General features: G+C 72.4%; 13 protein-coding genes. 11 read left to right on the top strand and 2 right to left on the bottom strand.

Annotated elements, in window-relative coordinates:
• The first annotated feature begins 97 nt into the window (after positions 1-97).
• The 6 genes from coaBC to ACFULQ_RS38465 all read left to right on the top strand — a co-directional run bounded on the left by coaBC (position 98) and on the right by ACFULQ_RS38465 (position 10830).
• The gene (gene coaBC / locus ACFULQ_RS38440; protein WP_383553359.1) at positions 98-1300 is read left to right on the top strand and encodes a bifunctional phosphopantothenoylcysteine decarboxylase/phosphopantothenate--cysteine ligase CoaBC; all 1203 of its coding nucleotides are present in this window, start codon (positions 98-100) and stop codon (positions 1298-1300) included.
• A gap of 240 nt (positions 1301-1540) precedes the next feature.
• Complete coding sequence (gene metK, locus ACFULQ_RS38445; protein WP_383553362.1) at positions 1541-2749, top strand: methionine adenosyltransferase; 1209 nt, start codon at positions 1541-1543, stop codon at positions 2747-2749.
• Positions 2750-2906: 157 nt separating this feature from the next.
• Positions 2907-5681, top strand: coding sequence for an ATP-binding protein (locus ACFULQ_RS38450; RefSeq protein WP_383553365.1), 2775 nt, complete (start codon positions 2907-2909; stop codon positions 5679-5681).
• A gap of 137 nt (positions 5682-5818) precedes the next feature.
• The gene (locus ACFULQ_RS38455) at positions 5819-7663 is read left to right on the top strand and encodes a hypothetical protein (RefSeq protein ID WP_383553368.1); all 1845 of its coding nucleotides are present in this window, start codon (positions 5819-5821) and stop codon (positions 7661-7663) included.
• A 12-nt stretch (positions 7664-7675) separates the two neighbouring features.
• Positions 7676-8602, top strand: coding sequence for a hypothetical protein (locus ACFULQ_RS38460; protein WP_383553370.1), 927 nt, complete (start codon positions 7676-7678; stop codon positions 8600-8602).
• Positions 8603-8676: 74 nt separating this feature from the next.
• Positions 8677-10830, top strand: coding sequence for a primosomal protein N' (locus tag ACFULQ_RS38465; protein WP_383553373.1), 2154 nt, complete (start codon positions 8677-8679; stop codon positions 10828-10830).
• A 219-nt stretch (positions 10831-11049) separates the two neighbouring features.
• On the opposite strand, the gene ACFULQ_RS38470 is transcribed toward ACFULQ_RS38465, so the two are convergent.
• Complete coding sequence (locus ACFULQ_RS38470) at positions 11050-11601, bottom strand: hypothetical protein (protein ID WP_383553375.1); 552 nt, start codon at positions 11599-11601, stop codon at positions 11050-11052.
• A 267-nt stretch (positions 11602-11868) separates the two neighbouring features.
• Between ACFULQ_RS38470 and fmt the strand changes: the two genes are divergently transcribed.
• Positions 11869-12801 carry a methionyl-tRNA formyltransferase gene (gene fmt / locus ACFULQ_RS38475; RefSeq protein WP_383553377.1) on the top strand — a complete coding sequence of 311 codons (933 nt, stop codon included), beginning with the start codon at positions 11869-11871 and terminating at the stop codon, positions 12799-12801.
• A gap of 306 nt (positions 12802-13107) precedes the next feature.
• Positions 13108-14544, top strand: coding sequence for an RsmB/NOP family class I SAM-dependent RNA methyltransferase (locus ACFULQ_RS38480; protein ID WP_383553379.1), 1437 nt, complete (start codon positions 13108-13110; stop codon positions 14542-14544).
• A 1-nt stretch (position 14545) separates the two neighbouring features.
• Here ACFULQ_RS38480 and ACFULQ_RS38485 read toward each other — a convergent pair whose 3' ends face one another.
• Entirely contained in the window at positions 14546-16708 is a 2163-nt protein-coding gene (locus ACFULQ_RS38485; protein WP_383553381.1) for an MMPL family transporter, read from the bottom strand.
• A 134-nt stretch (positions 16709-16842) separates the two neighbouring features.
• Here ACFULQ_RS38485 and rpe point away from each other — a divergent pair, with 134 nt between their 5' ends.
• From rpe to ACFULQ_RS38500, 3 genes are all read left to right on the top strand, one after another.
• Positions 16843-17529 carry a ribulose-phosphate 3-epimerase gene (gene rpe / locus ACFULQ_RS38490; protein ID WP_356599457.1) on the top strand — a complete coding sequence of 229 codons (687 nt, stop codon included), beginning with the start codon at positions 16843-16845 and terminating at the stop codon, positions 17527-17529.
• Between the two features lie 78 nt (positions 17530-17607).
• Positions 17608-18651, top strand: a complete 1044-nt coding sequence (locus ACFULQ_RS38495; RefSeq protein ID WP_381307869.1) for a sugar-binding transcriptional regulator — start codon at positions 17608-17610, stop codon at positions 18649-18651.
• Positions 18652-18995: 344 nt separating this feature from the next.
• On the top strand, positions 18996-20425 hold a 1430-nt coding region (locus tag ACFULQ_RS38500; RefSeq protein WP_383553383.1), incomplete at its 3' end, for a GuaB1 family IMP dehydrogenase-related protein.

Genomic DNA, 20425 nt, shown 5'->3' on the forward strand with positions numbered 1-20425 from the left:
CAGTTGGCTTTTCCACAGGCCCGGCAGCGCGACTGTCGGGCCTGTGGTGTGTCATGGAGTCGTCGGTTCGTCGTCGGTTCGAGGAAGGGGAGACCTGGTGGACAAGCCGAAGGTCGTGCTGGGGGTCAGCGGGGGCATCGCCGCCTACAAGGCGTGCGAGCTGCTGAGAAGGCTCACGGAGTCCGGCCATGACGTCCGTGTGGTGCCCACTGCCTCCGCCCTGCAGTTCGTCGGCGCCGCCACCTGGTCCGCGCTCTCCGGCCACCCGGTCTCCACGGAGGTGTGGGACGACGTCCACGAGGTCCCGCACGTCCGCATCGGACAGCACGCCGACCTCGTGATCGTGGCCCCGGCCACCGCCGACATGCTGGCCAAGGCCGCGCACGGCCTCGCGGACGACCTGCTCACCAACACGCTCCTCACCGCCCGCTGCCCGGTCGTCTTCGCGCCCGCCATGCACACCGAGATGTGGGAACACGCCGCCACCCAGGAGAACGTCGCGACGCTGCGCCGCCGCGGCGCCCTGGTGATCGAACCGGCCGTCGGCCGCCTGACCGGCGTCGACACCGGCAAGGGCCGGCTGCCGGACCCCGCCGAGATCTTCGAGGTCTGCCGCCGGGTGCTGGCCCGGGGCGTCACCGAGCCCGACCTCGCCGGCCGGCATGTCGTCGTCAGCGCGGGCGGCACCCGTGAGCCCCTCGACCCGGTCCGCTTCCTCGGCAACCGCTCCTCCGGCAAGCAGGGCTACGCCCTCGCCCGCACCGCCGCCGCGCGGGGCGCCCGGGTCACGCTCGTCGCGGCGAACACCGGTCTGCCCGATCCGGCCGGTGTGGACGTAGTCCCGGTGGGGACGGCCGTACAACTGCGTGAGGCGGTCCTGAAGGCGGCGGCCGACGCCGACGCGGTCGTCATGGCGGCGGCGGTCGCGGACTTCCGGCCGCGGGACTACGCGACCGGGAAGATCAAGAAGAAGGACGGTCAGGACCCCGAGCCCGTCGTCCTGGTGCGGAATCCGGACATCCTCGCCGAGATCTCGGCCGAGCGTGCCCGCCCCGGTCAGGTCGTCGTCGGCTTCGCCGCCGAGACCGACGACGTCCTGGCCAACGGCCGCAGAAAGCTGGAGCGCAAGGGGTGCGACCTCCTCGTCGTCAACGAGGTGGGCGAGCGCAAGACCTTCGGGTCGGAGGAGAACGAGGCCGTGGTGCTGGGCGCCGACGGCAGCGAGACCCCGGTGCCGCACGGCCCCAAGGAGTTCCTGGCCGAAACGGTCTGGGACCTGGTGGCGCGCCGTCTCGCCTGAATGTTTCATTCGTTTCTCAGTCCTCTCAAACCTCTGCCACAGTGGCGTGGCGCCCCTGGCCAAGTCCGCTCGGAATTGGGCACAATGCCCGTGCCGCAGGTCACGGCGCTCCCGAGTGGCGAGACAGGGGGGCCGGTGGCCGAGCACGACCGATAAACTGTTCTCGGACGATGCCGGGCGCAGCCCCCGAGCCCGTCCGCCAATGATCAGCCAGCAGCCGCTGCAACCCCAGGGAGCGTTGTGTCCCGTCGCCTGTTCACCTCGGAGTCCGTGACCGAGGGCCACCCCGACAAGATCGCTGACCAGATCAGTGACACCATCCTCGACGCGCTGCTCAAGGAGGACCCGACGTCCCGGGTCGCCGTCGAGACGCTGATCACCACCGGTCTGGTGCACGTGGCCGGTGAGGTCACCACCAAGACCTACGCGCCGATCGCCCAGCTGGTGCGCGAGAAGATCCTGGAGATCGGTTACGACTCCTCCAAGAAGGGCTTCGACGGCGCTTCCTGCGGTGTCTCGGTGTCGATCGGCGCGCAGTCGCCCGACATCGCGCAGGGTGTCGACACGGCGTACGAGAACCGTGTCGAGGGCGACGAGGACGAGCTGGACCGCCAGGGCGCGGGCGACCAGGGTCTGATGTTCGGCTACGCGACGGACGAGACCCCGACCCTGATGCCGCTGCCGATCTTCCTGGCGCACCGCCTGGCCAAGCGCCTGTCCGAGGTCCGCAAGAACGGCACCATCCCCTACCTGCGTCCCGACGGCAAGACGCAGGTCACCATCGAGTACGACGGCGACAAGGCCGTCCGTCTCGACACCGTGGTGGTCTCCTCGCAGCACGCCTCCGACATCGACCTGGAGTCGCTGCTGGCCCCCGACATCCGCGAGTTCGTCGTGGAGCCGGAGCTCAAGGCGCTCCTGGACGAGGGCATCAAGCTGGACACGGAGAACTACCGTCTCCTGGTCAACCCGACCGGTCGCTTCGAGATCGGCGGCCCGATGGGCGACGCCGGCCTGACCGGCCGCAAGATCATCATCGACACGTACGGCGGCTACGCCCGCCACGGCGGCGGCGCCTTCTCCGGCAAGGACCCGTCCAAGGTGGACCGTTCCGCCGCCTACGCGATGCGCTGGGTCGCCAAGAACGTCGTGGCCGCGGGGCTCGCCTCGCGCTGCGAGGTCCAGGTGGCGTACGCGATCGGCAAGGCCGAGCCGGTCGGTCTGTTCGTGGAGACCTTCGGCACCGCGAAGATCGACACCGACAAGATCGAGCAGGCGATCGACGAGGTCTTCGACCTGCGTCCGGCCGCGATCATCCGCGACCTCGACCTGCTGCGCCCGATCTACTCCCTGACCGCGGCGTACGGCCACTTCGGCCGCGAGCTGCCGGAGTTCACGTGGGAGAAGACGGACCGCGTGGAGGCGCTGCGCAAGGCTGCGGGGCTGTAGGTCCGTAGCTGGTCATGGTTTGGCGCGAGGCCCGGTTCCCTTCGGGGGCCGGGCCTCGGGCTTGTCCGGCGACCCGGTCACCGTCATCGTGGGTGCGTGCCGTCGTCCCGGATCCGTTCGGCGGCGGGGCGGGGAGGCTCTCGGGGGGTGGGACGGGGTGCCGCAGCGCGAGTGGGATGTGCCCTTCCTCGGCAGGGGCGACGAACTGGAGCAGCTCAACGTCCGACTGCACCGCGCCCTGCACAGCCAACCGCAGCTCGTTCTGGTCGAGGGTCCCGCCGGCATGGGGAAGAGCTCGCTGGTCCGGCGCTTTCTCCACACGGCGGATCCCACCTGCGTCCTCATGCACGCCAGCGGCGAGGAGACCGAGACCGGACTGTCGTACGGCGCGCTGGCACAACTTCTGGCAGCCGTCCCCGAACCGCTGGACGAGCCGCTCGCCGGGCTCGCGCGCGGCGGGCGGGCGGGAACCCCGCTGCCCGATCCGATCACCGTGGGCTCGGCCCTCATCGATCTCTTCGGCGCCCTTCAGAACCGCAGCCCACTCGTCGTGGTGATCGACGACGCGCACTGGGCCGACACACCGTCCCTGCACGCCCTCACCTTCACGCTGCGGCGGCTGCGGGTGGACCGGGTGCTGACCGTGCTCGTGGCGCGCGACGCGACGGACCCCCGGCTCCCGGAGGGGCTGCGCCGGCTCCTCGGCGACGACTCGACCCTCAAGGTGACCCTGAAGGGGCTCGACGTCGACGACATCGTGCGGTTGAACGCGGAGCTGGGGCCCGTGCGCCTGCCGCGCTGGGCGGCCGTCAGGCTGCGCGGGCACACCGACGGCAACCCGCTGCACACCAAGGCCCTGCTCCAGCAGTTCCCCACCGAGGTGTTCACCGCGGACCGGGCCGCCCTGCCCGCGCCACGGGGGTACGAACGTCTGGTCACCGCCCGGCTGGAGGCGTGCACCCCGCAGGCACGCCGACTCGTCGACGCGGCGAGCGTGCTCGGCATGTCCAGCCCGCTGCACCTGGCCGCCGAACTCGGCGCTGTGCCTGAGCCGTTGGAGGCGCTGGCGGAGGCGATGCGGTTCGAACTGCTGGAGGAGGGCACGGCCGCCGACATTCCGCAGGCGCGCTTTCCCCATCCACTGTCGCGAGCGGCCGTCTACCAGTGCCTCGAGCCGTCGTTGCGCAGGCGGTTGCACCTGCTGGCGGCAAGCTTCGCGGACGACCTGGCCCTGCGCCTCCAGCACCGGGCTCGGGCCGCCCTGGGACCGGACCCGGGTCTGGCGGACGAGCTGGAACGGCTGGCCGGACTCCAGGCGGAGGAGGCGGCGTGGTCGGCCGCCGCGGCGTCCGCCCTGGCCGCGGCCCGGCTCTCCACCGACTCCACCGAGCGGGCGCCGCGCCTGCTGCGGGCCGTGGAACACCTGCTGCTCGCCGGTGACGTCGGCCAGGCGGCCCAGCTGGAGCACAGCGTGCGCGAGCTCGCCCCCGGTGCCGAACAGCACTACGCGCTCGGCCACCTCGCTCTCGCCACCGGCCGCCACGACGAGGCGCGCCGCGAACTCACCGCCTGCTGGGAGAGCTGCGACCCCCGGGCGTCGGCCGACACCATGCGGTCCGCCGCCGAACAACTGGCCTGGCTCTGCCTCATCGAGAGCGACGGACACGGCACGGTCGACTGGGCCGAGCGCGGCCTGGAGCTGCCGCCGCCGAGCCGGTCGACGTTCCTGAGGGACTCCCTGGCCCTCGGGCTGGCCTTCGCGGGCGAACACGAAAGGGCGCTGGCGGCCGTGGCCCATCTCCCCGTCACCGGCCCGCACGACCGTCCCGAGGAACGCGACGGACTGCTTGCCCGCGGCATCATCCACCTCATGAGCGGCGCCCTCGACACCGCTTGCCGCGACCTCAAGGAGACCTACGCCGCACACCGCCGGGGCGGGCTGCCGTCCACGGCGCTCGCGGCACTCGGGTTCCTCGCCGACGCCGAGTACCGGGCAGGGCGGTGGGACGACGCCGTCGCACACAGCACCCAGGCAGTCTCCCTGGCCGAGGACACCCAGATGTCGAACGTGGCCCTGATGCACGCGTTCGCGGCCGCCCCCCTCGCCGGCCGGGGCCGCTTCCGGGCCGCGGAGGCGCACGCCCGGGCGGCCGTCGCACACGCCCGGACCTTCGGGGACGTCAACGACGCCGTGATCGCCGCCACCGCACTCGCCCGGGTACGTGCCGCGCAGGGCGACCATCCAGCGGTCGTCGCCACCCTGCACCCGTTCCTCGACACCGGCAAGGTCCACCGCGACGCCCTCGACGAGGTCGGCCTCACCTCCTGGCGCGCACCGCTCGTGGAAGCCCTGGTCCGCACCGGCCGGCTGCACGAGGCCGACGAGGTGCTCCGCGCCTACGAGCGCCGTGCCGCCGACCGCGACCGCTGGCTCGACCTGGCCGCCGCCGCCCGCTGCCGCGGCATCCTGGAAGCCGTACGAGGCGATCCCGACGCCGCCGACGAGGCGTTCCGCGCCGGGCTCGACCACTGTGCGCGGGGCGAGCCCTGCTGGGAGCAGGCGCTGCTGCGACTGTCGTACGGAACCTTTCTGCGCCGGGTCGGACGCCGGGCCGGTGCGGTGAGCGAACTGGAAGCCGCCTGGGCCGATTTCCGACGGCTGGAGGCGGCGCCCCACATCGATCAGTGTCTGGCCGAGCTGGCCGCCTGCGGCCACCGGACCGCCCGCCCGGCGGACGCGGAGCGCCCGAACCTCACCGCGCAGGAACTCACCGTGGCACGGCTGGCGGTCCAGGGGCTGACCAACCGCCAGATCGCCCAAGAGCTGGTCCTCAGCGTCAAAACCATCGAGTACCACCTCGGCAACACCTACGCCAAGCTCGGCATCACCTCGCGGATGGGCCTGGTGGCGAAGGTGGGTCCGCGGCCCTGACACGGCGGCCCCAGGGGACAACCCGGGGATTTCCCCGGGGCGGACGGAGGGCCGTCCCGCCTAGTTTTGCGGACGGACATTCCGGTCCCGGTGCTCGGGCCGAGCCCGGGACATCCGTGCAGGCGAAGGGAGACACGGTGTCCCTGAACGATCTCATCACCCCGGTCGGTGCCGACGAACTCGCGAAGTTCACCGGCAAGGGCGGCAAGGCCGCCGGGATCAACTACGACGTACCGCTGCCCGGAGCCTACGACTGGCGGCGGATCGTGCCGCTCGCGCTGCCTGCCGCGTGGTTCACCGACTTCGCGCGCCGCAGCGGTACCTCGCTCCTCCAACTCGGTGTGGTCAAGGGCGACGAGGGCCGGCTGACCGGCGTCGACCGGGACAAGCTGATGCAGCTCTACCGGCGCACGATGCCCACGACGGCGAAGCCGTCCCTGCGCCTGGTCGCCGAGGTGGGCGGGGACGTCAATCCGCTGCTCACGGGCCTGGACAACGCAGGACGGGCGGCCGAGGCCCGGCAGAGCGTGCGGGACCGGCTGCTCGAACGCCGGCAGCTGAACGCGGAACCCGAGGACGTGGTGGTGCAGCGCACACGGGTCGACTCCTACCTGGAGAAGCTGGCCGACCGCGAGGCCACCGTCATGGTCCCGGCCAACCAGGCGACTGCCTCGATCACCCTGCCGGCTGCGGGGCTCGGGGACAGCGTGGCCCCCGTGGCGGTCGACCCGGTGGCCGCCGCCCAGCCCCGGCTCGCCCTCGTCGAGACGTGGGAACTGCGGTCCTTCCTCGGGGACTACGGGCTCGGCCGCACCCTCCAGACCTTCTCGCTGCTGCCCGGTGAACGGCAGACCATCACCGTGGAGACCTGGCGCACCTCGGCGGCCACCCGTGAGGACTCCTCGTCGGTCTTCGAGTCCTCCGACTCCGCTGCCCAGACCCGCTTCACCTCGGCACTCGTCGAGGAGTCCGGTGCGGCCTTCCAGGACCAGGGCGGCTGGGCCCTGTCCGTGAGCTCCTCGGCCAAGGCGAGCGTGCACTTCCTCGGCCTGGTCGACGTCGAGGCCCGCTTCGACTCCGCCTTCGCCGCCAACCACCAGGAGGCCAGCCAGCGCTGGGCGAGCTCCGTCAGCCAGACCGCGCAGGACCACGCGGCCCAGGTCAACAACAGCCGCAGGCAGAGCGCGGAACACACCGACCAGGTGAGCACCGCCTCCGGCGCGAGCAGCACCGTCGTGCGCGAGATCAGCAACACCAATCTGCGGCGCGTGCTGAACTTCGTCTTCCGCGAGCTCAACCAGACCTACGAGACGCACATCGTGCTGCGCGACATCAAGGTCGCCTTCTTCAACGGGCGGCTCGGTTCCGCCGAGATCGTCGCGCTCCCCGACCTTGCCAGGCTGCTGGAGCGTCATGTCGTCGAGCCCCAACGAGCGGAGGTCGCGGCCAGGATCCTGTCGCTGTGCGCCGAACGGATCGACGCCGACGGCGACATCGTGACGACGCTCCAGGTGGGTCGTGACCCGCGTGGGGTCCGCTACGACTGGGAGTCCGCTCGGCTGGACGAGACGGGGCGCGTGGCCACCGAGAACCCCGATCCGTTCCACGGTGGCGCCCGCTGGCGGTTCCGGCCGGTCAAGACGGTCGCCGGGGCGCCACAGGAGCTGAACGGTGTGGTGATGGACCGCACCGACGTGGTGCTGCGCACCGACAACCTGGTCGTCGAGGCGTTGCTGGGACAGGCCGACGCGCTGGACCCGTACGCCGCCGCCCTTCAGGCCCTCGACCTCACCAACCGTCAGTCCGAGACCGCCGCACGCGACGGCGCGACCCGTCGCACCACCGACGCCCTCGGACTGGTGGCGGCGCAGAAGGAGGACCAGCGGATCGACGCCTGGCAGAAGCTGTTCCCGGAAGAGCCGGACATCGAGGTCGTGCCCGTGGGCGCGGTGAGCCACAACGGCGACGCCTCGCACGACTAGGGACACGCTGCCATGTCGGACACCAACGAGCCGTACGACGGTGTCGTCGTCTTCGACGAGTCGGAGAGCGTGCCGATCGTCGGGCGGGTGCCGTCCGCCTACGCCGAGGTGATCGTCTTCGACGACTCCGACGCCGAGATCATCATGGCGGACCCTCCCGCTTCCGACGGCGACCCAGCGGTCCTGGACGTCCGTGAGGAGGTGCTGGCCGAGCCGCCGGCCCGCCGGGAGCAGCCGTACCGCCGGGTACTGGAGGACCCGTTCGAGGGGCAGCGCAGCGAGGTCGTGGCGCCCGCCCCGGCCCGGGTGCGCACCACCGGGCCGCAGGATCGCCCCGACTGGTGGCCGGAGGCGACGGGCATCTCCTTCGAACTGCGGGACGCCTGGCTGCTTCCGCCGCCCCAGGACATCGACACCGAACTGCCCCTTCCGCAGACCCAGGTGCTCAGCTGGCTGCGGGCCCATCGCGAACTGATCGATGCGGCGGCCCGCAGACGGGGCATCGACCGGCGGGCCATCGCCGCCGCGATCGCGTGGGAGGCACTGGTCAACGTCCGCAGCGCGTCCTGGCGTGCCGTCGGGCCCGGAAAGGTGCACGTCGACGCCGACGTCGTGCGGGAGACGGAGGCGGCCGGGTACCTGCCGCGGCGGACCTCGGCCGAGCGGGAGCGGATCCTCGCCACGCCGGCCGGAGCCGTCGACTACATCGCGGCCGTCATGGCCGCGAAGGCGGACATCGCCGCGGTCTTCGGGTTCGACATCCGCGGGCGCGTGGACATCCTCACCAACGAGTACCAGGGCCGCAGCCTCCGGGAGTGGACCGAGCACCTGCTGGACAAGCGCGGCACCACCCTGGAGGGGAAGAACTCCATGGCCGTCTGGTCCCTGCGCCATCTGCACTACGTGGAACTCGCCGGCGACAAGCAGGCCGCACCCTGACCGAGGTCGCGCCCGGCCCCGCCGAGGGGCTCGGGCGCGGCCGCCTGTCAGTGGGGTCTGGTACCAATGATGCTGTGAGCAGCGAGAACGAGGGGGCGGAGCGCTCGGGGGAGGCCGGGGCGCCGGAGCAGCTTGCGTTCATTCGGGAGAGTGTGCGCAAGGCCAAGGTGCCGCGGGCCAAGCCGCGGACCTGGCGGGGGGCCGCGCTGGCCAAGGAGTTGCCGGTGGCGCGGGTGCTGGTCGACAAGGGGGTGCTGCATCTTGATCGGTACTTCGACTACGCGGTGCCCGAGGAGCTCGACGCCGACGCACAGCCGGGGGTGCGGGTGCGGGTGCGGTTCGGGGCCGGGCGGGGGCGGGTCAGGGACGGGCGGCGTGAGGGCGGGGGCCTGATCGACGGGTTTCTGGTCGAGCGGCTCGCCGAGTCGGACTACTCCGGGCCGCTGGCCGCGCTCGCCCAGGTCGTGTCGCCGGAGCCGGTGCTCAGCGAGGAGCTGCTGGGGCTCGCCCGCGCCGTCGCCGACCGGTATGCGGGAAGCCTCGCCGATGTGCTCCAGCTCGCCGTGCCGCCTCGCAGTGCCCGGGCCGAGCAGCGCCCCTCGCCCGCGCCGCTGCCGCCGCCCGGGGTGCCCGAGGTGGGGTCCTGGGGGCGGTACGAGCGTGGGGGCGCGTTTCTGGAGTCGCTGGCCTCGGGGGCTGCGCCCCGCGCGGTGTGGAACGCCCTGCCCGGGCCGGAGTGGAGCGAGGAGCTGGCGCGGGCCGTCGCGGCGACCCTGGCCTCCGGGCGCGGTGCCCTGGTCGTCGTACCGGACGGGCGGGCCGTCGCTCGGGTCGACGCCGCGCTGACCTCGGTGCTGGGGGAGGGGCGGCACGCGGTGCTGACCGCCGATGCCGGGCCGGAGAAGCGGTACCGGGAGTGGCTGGCCGTACGGCGGGGGGCCGTGCGGGCCGTGGTCGGGACGCGGGCCGCCATGTTCGCCCCCGTGCAGGATCTGGGGCTGGTCGCGCTGTGGGACGACGGCGACGACAGCCACAGTGAGCCGCACGCCCCGCAGCCGCATGCGCGTGAAGTGCTGTTGCTGCGGGCCGCTCAGGACAAGTGCGGCTTCCTGCTCGGTAGTTGGAGCTGCACGGTGGAGGCCGCGCAGCTGGTGGAGAGCGGGTGGGCGCGGCCGCTCGTCGCCTCGCGGGAGCAGGTGCGGGCGGTCGCTCCGCTGGTGCGGACCGTCGGGGACCAGGATCTCGCGCGGGACGAGGCCGCGCGGGCGGCCCGGCTGCCGACGCTCGCCTGGCAGGCCGTCAGGGACGGGCTGCGGCACGGGCCGGTGCTCGTGCAGGTGCCACGGCGGGGGTATGTGCCGCGGATGGCGTGCGCCAACTGCCGTGCGCCGGCGCGGTGCCGGCACTGTTCCGGGCCGCTGGAGGGGCAGGAGTCCGGAGCCGCTCTGCGGTGCGGGTGGTGCGGGCGCGAGGAGGCTGCCTGGCACTGTCCCGAGTGCGGGGGGTTTCGGCTGCGGGCCCAGGTGGTGGGGGCTCGGCGTACCGCGGAGGAGTTGGGGCGGGCGTTTCCGGCCGTTCCGGTGCGGACGTCCGGGCGTGAGCATGTGCTGGACACCGTGCCGGGGGCGCCGGCGCTGGTGGTGAGTACGCCGGGGGCGGAGCCGGTCGCCGAGGGCGGGTACGCGGCGGCGCTGCTGCTGGACGGGTGGGCCATGCTCGGTCGGCCCGATCTGCGGGCCGGGGAGGACGCGTTGCGGCGGTGGATCGCGGCGGCGGCGCTGGTGCGGGGGCAGGGGGCCGGGGGGACGGTGGTGGTCGTCGCCGAGCCGACCTTGCGGCCCGTGCAGGCGCTGGTGCGGTGGGATCCCGTGGGGCATGCGGTGCGGGAGTTGGGGGAGCGGGCGGAGTTGGGGTTTCCGCCGGTGTCGCGGATGGCGGCGGTGTCGGGGACGGGGGAGGCGGTGGCCGGGTTCATGGCGGCTGTGGAACTGCCTGCGGAGGCCGAGGTGTTGGGGCCTGTGCCGTTGCCGGTGACGGGGGTTGGGGGGCCTCGGAGGGTGGGGGCGCCGCCGGTGGGGGAGCGGTGGGAGCGGGTGTTGGTGCGGGTGCCGCCGGGGCGGGGGGCGGCGTTGGCCTCTGCGTTGAAGGCTGCGCAGGCTGCGCGGATGGCTGCGGGGAGGGGGGACGGGGTGGTGTGGGTGCGGGTGGATCCGCCTGACATTGGGTGACGGTTGGTTGGTCGGGTGCGGGTGGTGGTGGGTTTTTGGGTTTCCCACCTGCCCACCCGTGCGGCTTTCATCGTCGGGTGCGGGTGGCCCCTGTGGGGGTGGAGCGCCGTCGGCGGCCGGCGGGTTGCGGGTGATCGGTGGCCCGCTGTTCGTTCGGCTTGGGCGGGCTGGGCATGCGGATGCCCTCCCCGGTGTGGGGAGGGCAGGGGTGGGGTGGGGTCAGCCGTTGCGGGGGGCGGGGAAGGCTGTGGGTCTGGGGTCGTCTCGGAGGGTGGGGCTGCCTGCGGTGGGCTGGGTCGGCATGGAGCGGGCCGCGGGGACCGTGGGGACCGACGGGACCGTGGGGATGCCGGTGTTGACGCTGACCGTGCGGGTTCCGGTCGGCTCCGGGGTGCGCTCGGTCTCGGTCGTGGTCTGGGCCGCGGCCCTGCGGGCGCCGTAACGGCGGTGGACCGCCTGCTTGGTGACCCCGAGGGCGGAACCCACCGCGTCCCACGAGAAGCCGAGCGAGCGGTCGAAGTCGACCGCGGCCGTCACCAGGGTCTCGACGCTGTCCCGCAGCTCCTGCGCGAGACGGACCGTGGGGGCGGGAGCGCGTCCGTAGACGACGAAGCCCGTGGAGGGACCGGAGCGGCGCGGGCGGTAGACGTTGCCCAGCTGGGCGGTCAGCGTGCGCAGTGCGTCCACCTGCCGGCGGACCCGCTCGATGTCCCGCACCAGCAAGTGCAGGCTGGCCCGAGCCTGGGCGTCGTGGGTTGCGTGGTCGGCCATGAACAAGCCTCTCGAACCGGCGTTGAAAAGGATGGGGCCGCGATCGCGGCCCGTTGTGGTCAACTCTTTCTTGACCAACGCGTGTACGCGCCGCTGGTCACGCAATGGGGGCGTACCGGCATATGCGTGCGCCGGGGGTGGGGGGTGCGCGCCTTGGCCCAGGGGGCGGGGCACCGCGGTGGGGGTTGCTAGCGGGGCGTGGGCGTGGCTCGCCATAGACTTGTGCGTTGCCCGTCGTCACCCTCGTCCGAGAGGTCCCGCCCACCCATGAAGCTCGTCTTCGCCGGTACTCCCGAGGTCGCCGTTCCCGCTCTGGACGCTCTCATCGCCTCCGGGCGGCACGAGGTCGCCGCCGTCGTCACGCGGCCGGACGCGCCGGCCGGGCGGGGGCGCAGGCTGGTCGCGAGCCCCGTCGCGGAGCGGGCCGAGGAGGCGGGGATCGAGGTGCTCAAGCCCGTCAAGCCGCGGGACCCCGAGTTCCTGGAGCGGCTGCGGGAGATCGCCCCCGACTGCTGTCCCGTCGTCGCCTACGGCGCCCTGCTGCCCCGCGTCGCCCTCGACATCCCCGCCCACGGCTGGGTCAACCTGCACTTCTCGCTGCTGCCCGCCTGGCGTGGGGCCGCCCCCGTGCAGCACTCGATCATGGCCGGCGACGAGATCACCGGGGCCTCGACCTTCCTCATCGAGGAAGGACTGGACTCCGGGCCCGTCTACGGCACCGTCACCGAGGAGATCCGGCACACCGACACCAGCGGTGACCTGCTGACACGGCTCGCCTTCGCCGGGGCCGGGCTGCTCGCCGCGACCATGGACGGGATCGAGGACGGCACGCTGAAGGCCGTACCGCAGCCGTCCGAGGGCATCACCGTGGCGCCGAAGATCACCGTCGAGGACGCCCGGGTGGACTGGACCGCGCCCGCGCTGCGGGTGGACCGGGTCGTGCGCGGATGCCACCCCGCGCCCGGGGCGTGGACGACGTTCCGCGGCGAGCGGCTCAAGCTGATCCAGGTCCAGCCGGCCACCGACCGGACCGATCTCGCCCCCGGCGCGCTCGCCGTCGGCAAGAACAGCGTCCACGTCGGTACGGGGTCGTACGGCGTTGAGCTGCTGTGGGTACAGGCGCAGGGGAAGAAGCCGATGAAGGCCGCGGACTGGGCGCGGGGGGTCCGGATCTCGGACGGGGAGAGCCTCGGCGGGTGACGCGAGGGCCCCGGCTGTGCGGCGGGTGCCTGGGTGGCTCAGCCATGCGCGGCCCGTGCCGGGTTGGTCCAGTGGCTCAGCCACGCGGTGCCGGTGTCTGAGTGGCCCAGTGGCCCAGTGGCCCAGTGGCCCAGTGGCTCAGCCACGCGGCCAGTGCCCGCCCGGCCAGGTGAACGCACAACCACGCCGCCACCCCGCCCGCCTGAGCCCGGGGCGCGTCAGCCCCGGGACCTCAAAGGGCCACGGCACCCCCCGCGGACGTACCCTTGGGGCGTATCCAGCCCTTATCCCCGGAGCACCTTTTTCGTGAGCGAGCAGCCCAGTCGGCCCGGCAGGACCGGAAAGCCCGGTAAGCCCGGCAAGCCCTACCGTCGGCCCCAGAAGGACCCCGTCCGCATCCTCGCCTTCGAGGCGCTGCGGGCCGTGGACGAGCGGGACGCGTACGCCAACCTCGTCCTGCCGCCGCTGCTGCGCAAGGCACGGGAGAAGGGTGGCTTCGAGGCGCGGGACGCGGCGCTCGCCACCGAGCTCGTCTACGGGACACTGCGCCGGCAGGGGACGTACGACGCGATCATCGCCGAGTGTGTCGACCGGCCGCTGCGCGAGGTCGATCCGCCGGTGCTCGACGTGCTGAGCCTCGGGGCGCACCAGTTGCTCGGGACCCGCATCCCGACGCACGCCGCCGTGTCCGCCACCGTCGAGCTCGCGCGGGTCGTGCTCGGGGACGGACGGGCCAAGTTCGTCAACGCCGTGCTGCGGAAGGTCGCTCAGGACGATCTCGACGGGTGGGTCGCCAAGGTCGCCCCGCCCTACGACGACGACCCCGAGGACCATCTCGCGGTCGTGCACTCCCACCCCCGCTGGGTCGTCTCCGCGCTGTGGGACTCCCTCGGCGGCGGACGGGCCGGCATCGAGCGGCTGCTGGAGGCCGACAACGAGCGGCCCGAGGTCACCCTCGTCGCCCGGCCGGGCCGGGCCACCACCGAGGAGCTGCTGCGCGAGGAGGCCGCGGCCCCCGGGCGCTGGTCGCCGTATGCCGTCCGGCTGGCCGAGGGCGGTGAGCCCGGTGCCGTCGACGCCGTACGCGAAGGCCGGGCCGGGGTGCAGGACGAGGGCAGTCAGCTCGTCGCGCTGGCCCTCGCGAACGCGCCCCTCGACGGGCGGGACGAGAAGTGGCTCGACGGGTGTGCGGGGCCGGGTGGCAAGGCCGCGCTGCTCGCCGCGCTCGCCGCCGAGCGGGGGGCCGTGCTGCTGGCCTCCGAGAAGCAGCCGCACCGGGCCGGTCTTGTCGCCAAGGCGCTGGCCGGGAACCCGGGGCCGTATCAGGTCATCGCCGCGGACGGGACCCGGCCGCCCTGGCGACCCGGCAGCTTCGACCGGGTGTTGATGGACGTGCCGTGCACCGGGCTCGGCGCGTTGCGGCGGCGGCCGGAGGCGCGGTGGCGGCGCCGGCCCGAGGATCTGGAGGGGTTCGGGCCGTTGCAGCGGGAGTTGCTCAGCACCGCGCTCGACTCCGTGCGGGTGGGTGGGGTCGTCGGGTACGCCACCTGTTCGCCTCATCTCGCGGAGACCCGGGCCGTCGTCGAGGACGTGCTCAAGCAGTGGCCGGCCACTGAACTGGTCGACGCGCGGCCGTTGTTCCCCGGGGTGCCGGAGCTCGGTGAGGGGCCGGACGTTCAGTTGTGGCCGCATGTGCACGGGACCGACGCGATGTACATGGCGGTCATTCGCAGGACGGGCTGAGCTAGTCGTTCGTCTGCCGCACCGTTTCGGCCGGTCGGGCGGTTTCCGGCGCCCCTGGGTGGGTTGACTCATCCCCCTCCTTGGCGAGGCTGTGCGGCCACCACACCTTGGAGCCCACGTCCAGGAACAGGGACGTCACCAGGACCGACCTCACGATGAACGTGTCGATGAGGACGCCCAGCGCCACCGCGAAGCCGATCTCCGCGAAGGCGACCATGGGGAGGGTGCCCAGGGCGGCGAAGGTGCCGGCCAGGACCAGGCCGGCGGAGGTGATGACCGCGCCGGTCGCGGCCAGGCCGGTGACCACGCCCGGTCGTGTGCCGCGGCGGGCCGCCTCCTCGCGGATGCGGGTGGTGAGGAAGATGTTGTAGTCGATGCCGAGCGCCACCAGGAAGACGAAGACGAACAGCGGGAAGTCCGTCGACTCGCCCGCGTAGTCGAAGATGTGGCGGAAGGCCAGGGCGCTGATGCCCAGCGCCGCCGCGAAGGACAGGATCACCGTCCCGATCAGCAGCAGCGGGGCGATCAGCGCGCGCAGCAGTCCGCACAGGATCAGCAGGACCACCGCGAGCACCAGCGGGATGATCACCAGGTTGTCGTGCGTGGTCGCCCTGTCCATGTCGAGCAGCGCGGCCGTGCCGCCGCCGACCTGGGCGTCGGCGTCCGGGATCGCGTGGACGGCGTCCCGCACCCGCTCGACCGTCTGTTTCGCGGCCTCGCTGTCGGCCGGGGCCGTCATCGTCGCCTCGAACAGGACCTTGCCCTCGTACACCGGTTTCGTGCCCGGCGGCAGGCCGAGGGACTCGGGCACGACGCCCCGGGTGCCGGCGACCGCCTCGCCCACCTGGCGTGCCTGGGCCTGGTTGCTGACGATCACCAAGGGGTCGCCGCTGCCCGCCGGGAAGTACTTCGCGGACACCTCCTGGCCGACGATCGAGTCGGGTTTCCCGGTGAACGCGTCGGCGTTGCTGATGCCCTCCGCGCGCAGCTGGATCAGGCCGAGCGAGCAGACCGCCAGGACCAGGGCGGTGATGATCCAGACCATGCGGGGGCGCTGGGCGATCCGGCGGCCGGTGCGCGCCCAGACGCCGGACTCGATGCGGTCGGGGTCGCCGAAGTGCGGGATCGCCGGCCAGAAGATCCAGCGGCCACAGATCGCCAGCAGGGCCGGGAACAGCGTCATCATCGCCAGCAGGGCGACCCCCACGCCGATCGCCGCGACCGGGCCGAGGCCACGGGTCGAGTTCATCTCGGCGGCCAGCAGGACCAGCATGCTGAGGATCACGGTCGCGCCGGAGGCGATCACCGCGGGGCCCGCACGGTGCAGGGCTCGGGCCATCGCCTCGTGGCGGTCCTCGTGGCGGTGCAGTTCCTCCCGGTAGCGGGCGACCAGCAGCAGGGCGTAGTCCGTCCCCGCCCCGAAGACGAGGACCGTGAGGATGCCCGCGCTCTGGCCGTTGACCGTCAGGCCCGCGTGTTGGGCCAGCAGGTAGATGAAGGCCTGCGCGGTGAACAGGGCGGCGACCACCGAGAGGAGAGGGACGAAGAGCAGAGTGGGGCTGCGGAAGGTGATGAGCAGCATGACGACGACGACGCCCATCGCCGCCAGCAGCAGCGTCGAGTCGATGCCCTCGAAGGCCTTGGAGAAGTCCGCGGAGGTGCCGCCGGGGCCGGTGACGTGCACGGCGAGTCCGTCGCCGCCCTTGCCCACGACGTCACGGATCGAGTCGACCGCGGGTGCGATCTCCTCCCAGCCCTTCTCGTCCATGGTGATCGGGACGAGGATCTGGGCCGCGCGCGGGTTGTTCTGCCGGTCGTAGACGGGGCCCCGGGTCTCCGCTCCGCGGATGCCGTGCGCCGTCAGCTGTTTGATCTCCGCGGCGTCCTTGGCGATCGTGGCCCGCTCCTGCGGCGTGAGACCGCTCTCGCGCGCGTAGACGACGACCGCGGGGATCTGCTCGGGCCTGAAGTCCTCCGAGATCTGGAGGACTTGGGTCGACTCCGCGGAGCCGGGCAGCCAGGAGGCCGCGTCGTTGTCCTGGGCGTCGGTGAGCTTGGAGGCGAGGGGTGCCGTCAGGAAGAGCACCACCAGCCACAGGCCCAGTACCACCCACTTCGCACGCCGTCCGCAGACGAAGTGCGCGATGCCTCGATTTCCGGTCATGGCCACCCCCGGCGCCACCAGTCGAGTCGATCAGCCGCCCAGCATGGCACGCACAGCTCGTTCACAACATCCGATGAACGGCTTAGGTCCGGACCGGCGCGCCCCGTCGCGCCCCGGCATGGGAGGCTTGGGGTATGGCCGCGCAGATCAATCCCAGCATCCTGTCCGCCGACTTCGCCCGCCTCGCGGACGAGGCGAAGGCGGTCGAAGGAGCCGACTGGCTCCACGTCGACGTCATGGACAACCATTTCGTCCCGAACCTCACGCTCGGGGTGCCGGTCGTAGAGTCCCTGGCCCGTGCGACGGACACCCCGCTGGACTGCCATCTGATGATCGAGGCCCCCGATCGCTGGGCGCCCCAGTACGTAGAGGCGGGGGCCTCCTCCGTCACCTTCCATGTGGAGGCGGCCGCCGCTCCGGTCCGGCTCGCCCGGGAGATCCGGGCCAAGGGTGCCCGCGCCTCCATGGCGCTGAAGCCCGCGACGCCGATCGAGCCGTACGAGGACCTGCTCCCCGAGCTCGACATGCTGCTGATCATGACCGTCGAGCCCGGCTTCGGGGGACAGGCGTTCCTCGACATCATGCTCCCCAAGATTCGCCGGACCCGCGAGTTGATCAGCAAGCACGGACTTGAGCTGTGGCTCCAGGTCGACGGCGGGGTCTCGGCCGCCACCATCGAGCGCTGCGCGGACGCGGGCGCCGATGTCTTCGTCGCCGGCTCGGCCGTGTACGGGGCGTCCGACCCGGCCGAAGCGGTACGTGCATTGCGCAACCAAGCGGAGGGGGCGACCGCCAAGGCGTCGTGGGCGTGCGACCACTGAGCATCAGGAACGTGAACGGCTCCGATCAGGGCTGATCAAGTGCGCCGGATCTGCGAGGATGAACGGCGAATCCAGAGTGTGAACAGCAGTGAGGAGATCGCCGTGTCGGGTATGTCGGCGGGCCGGTCAGCCATGCGGATGGGACCCGCTGAGCTGGTGCAGGCGGCGGCCATGGCCCGCCGCTTCTACCTCGAGGGCAAGTCCAAGATCCAGATCGCCGAGGAGTTCGGCGTCAGCCGCTTCAAGGTGGCCCGGGTCCTGGAGACCGCCCTCGAACGGGATCTCGTGCGGATCGAGATCCGCGTGCCGGCCGAACTGGACGCCGAGCGCTCCGACGCGCTCCGCGCCCGCTACGGCCTCAGGCACGCCGTCGTGGTCGAGTCCCCGGCCGATGTCGAGGACTCGCCCGATCCGGAGAACCTGGGGGAAGTGGCCGCCGACCTGCTCGGCGAGCTGGTGAACGAAGGGGATGTGCTGGGACTGGCGTGGGGCCGGTCCACCATCCACATGGCGGCGGCCCTCGACCGGCTGCCGCCCTGCACGGTCGTGCAGCTGACGGGTGTCTACGACGCCGGGACCGCCGAGCGCGGCTCGGTGGAGGCGGTACGGCGGGCCGCCCAGGTGTCCGGCGGGGACGCCCACCCCATCTACGCGCCGATGCTGCTGCCGGACGCGGCCACCGCGGCGGCGCTGCGCAACCAGACCGGGATCGCCCGGGCCTTCGAGTACTTCGACAAGGTCACGGTCGCCTGTGTCTCCATCGGCTCCTGGGAGCCCGGCATCTCGACGGTGCACGACATGCTCAGCGACGAGGAGCGCGGCCACTACGCCTCGCTCGGTGTCGCCGCCGAGATGTCCGCGCACCTCTTCGACGCCGAGGGCCGCCGGGTCGGGCGGGACCTGGGCGAGCGGTGCATCACCGTCAAGGCCGACCAGCTCCGCCGTATCCCCGAGGTCGTCGCGATCGCGGGCGGGCAGCGCAAGGCGGCCGCGATCGACGCGGTGCTGCGGTCGGGCCTCGTCACCAGCCTGGTGACGGACACCTCCGCGGCGGACTCCCTGATGACGGCGGGCCCCACACCGAAGCCGGCCCTCAACCGGGCGGATCCGGACGGGGCCTGACGGGCGGCCTGAAGGACGGAGCCTGAAGGACGGAGCCTGAAGGACGGAGCCTGAAGGACGGAGCCTGAAGGACGGAGCCTGAAGGACGGAGCCTGAAGGACGGAGCCTTGAAGGACAAGAAGGGGCGGTCACCGAACGGTGGCCGCCCCTTCCGCGTGCCTCAAGCCAAGACAGCGGGGTCTCCCGGACCACGCCTTGGAGGTTCGTCCCAAGGCCTCTCCGGCCGGTCTGGACGATTCGACCGTGGGTGACCGCACGCCCGACGTGGGAGAATGAAGTACGTGCTCTTTCCCCCTGGCTGACCTGACCGGGGGCCGCCTCCGATCGACTGGGATGTGCAGCACGTGCGTTTCCTCAACGACATCCAGCCCCCGTACGACCTGACCTACGACGACGTCTTCATGGTCCCGAGCCGCAGCGCCGTCGGTTCGCGGCAGGGCGTTGACCTCAGCTCACCGGACGGCACGGGCACCACGATCCCGCTGGTCGTGGCCAACATGACCGCCATCGCCGGGCGCCGGATGGCCGAGACGATGGCCCGGCGCGGCGGCCTGGTCGTCATCCCGCAGGACATCCCGATCGAGGTCGTCACCGAGGTCGTCTCCTGGGTGAAGAGCCGCCACCACGTCCTGGACACCCCGATCGTGCTGGCCCCGCACCAGACCGTCGCCGACGCGCTGGCCCTGCTGCCCAAGCGCGCGCACAACGCCGGCGTGGTCGTCGACGAGGCGGGCCGGCCCGTCGGTGTCGTCACCGACCAGGACCTGACCGGCGTCGACCGCTTCACCCAGCTGGAGGTCGTCATGTCGCGCGACCTGCTGCTCCTGGACGCCGGCATCGACCCGCGCGAGGCCTTCAACCGGCTCGACCAGGCCAACCGGCGCTACGCCCCGGCCGTCGACCAGGACGGCAGGCTCGCCGGCATCCTCACCCGCAAGGGCGCGCTGCGGGCCACGCTGTACACCCCGGCCGTCGACGCGCAGGGCAGGCTGCGGATCGCCGCCGCGGTCGGCATCAACGGCGATGTGGCGGGCAAGGCCAAGCAGCTGCTCGACGCGGGCGTGGACACCCTCGTCATCGACACCGCGCACGGCCACCAGGAGTCGATGATCACCGCGATCAGGACGGTCCGGGCGCTCGACCCGCAGGTCCCGATCGTGGCCGGCAACATCGTGGCCGCGGAGGGCGTCAGGGACCTCGTCGAGGCCGGTGCCGACATCATCAAGGTCGGTGTGGGCCCCGGCGCCATGTGCACCACCCGCATGATGACCGGCGTCGGCCGCCCGCAGTTCTCCGCCGTGCTGGAGTGCGCGGCCGAGGCGAGGAAGTACGGCAAGCACGTGTGGGCCGACGGCGGTGTACGGCACCCTCGCGATGTCGCCATGGCGCTGGCCGCCGGTGCCTCCAACGTGATGATCGGGTCGTGGTTCGCGGGGACGTACGAGTCGCCGGGCGACCTCCAGCAGGACGCGAACGGGCGGCTCTACAAGGAGTCCTTCGGCATGGCGTCCGCGCGGGCCGTGCGCAACCGTACCTCCGAGGAGTCGGCGTACGACCGGGCCCGCAAGGCCCTCTTCGAGGAGGGCATCTCCACCTCCCGGATGTTCCTCGACCCGGCCCGCCCGGGCGTGGAGGACCTGATCGACTCGATCATCGCGGGCGTCCGCTCCTCCTGCACCTACGCGGGCGCGAACTCCCTGGCGGAGTTCGCCGAGAAGGCCGTCGTCGGCATCCAGAGCGCGGCCGGCTACGCGGAGGGCAAGCCGCTGCACGC

It is taken from the genome of Streptomyces sp. NPDC057253 (assembly GCF_042669125.1).
In the GTDB taxonomy this organism is placed as follows: Bacteria; Actinomycetota; Actinomycetes; order Streptomycetales; family Streptomycetaceae; genus Streptomyces.

Coding starts and splice junctions, on each gene's coding strand:
- rpe (WP_356599457.1), top strand. CDS start 16,843: ATGGCCGCGCAGATCAATCCCAGCATCCTGTCCGCCGACTTCGCCCGC.
- ACFULQ_RS38470 (WP_383553375.1), bottom strand. CDS start 11,601: ATGGCCGACCACGCAACCCACGACGCCCAGGCTCGGGCCAGCCTGCAC.
- ACFULQ_RS38460 (WP_383553370.1), top strand. CDS start 7,676: ATGTCGGACACCAACGAGCCGTACGACGGTGTCGTCGTCTTCGACGAG.
- ACFULQ_RS38485 (WP_383553381.1), bottom strand. CDS start 16,708: ATGACCGGAAATCGAGGCATCGCGCACTTCGTCTGCGGACGGCGTGCG.
- fmt (WP_383553377.1), top strand. CDS start 11,869: ATGAAGCTCGTCTTCGCCGGTACTCCCGAGGTCGCCGTTCCCGCTCTG.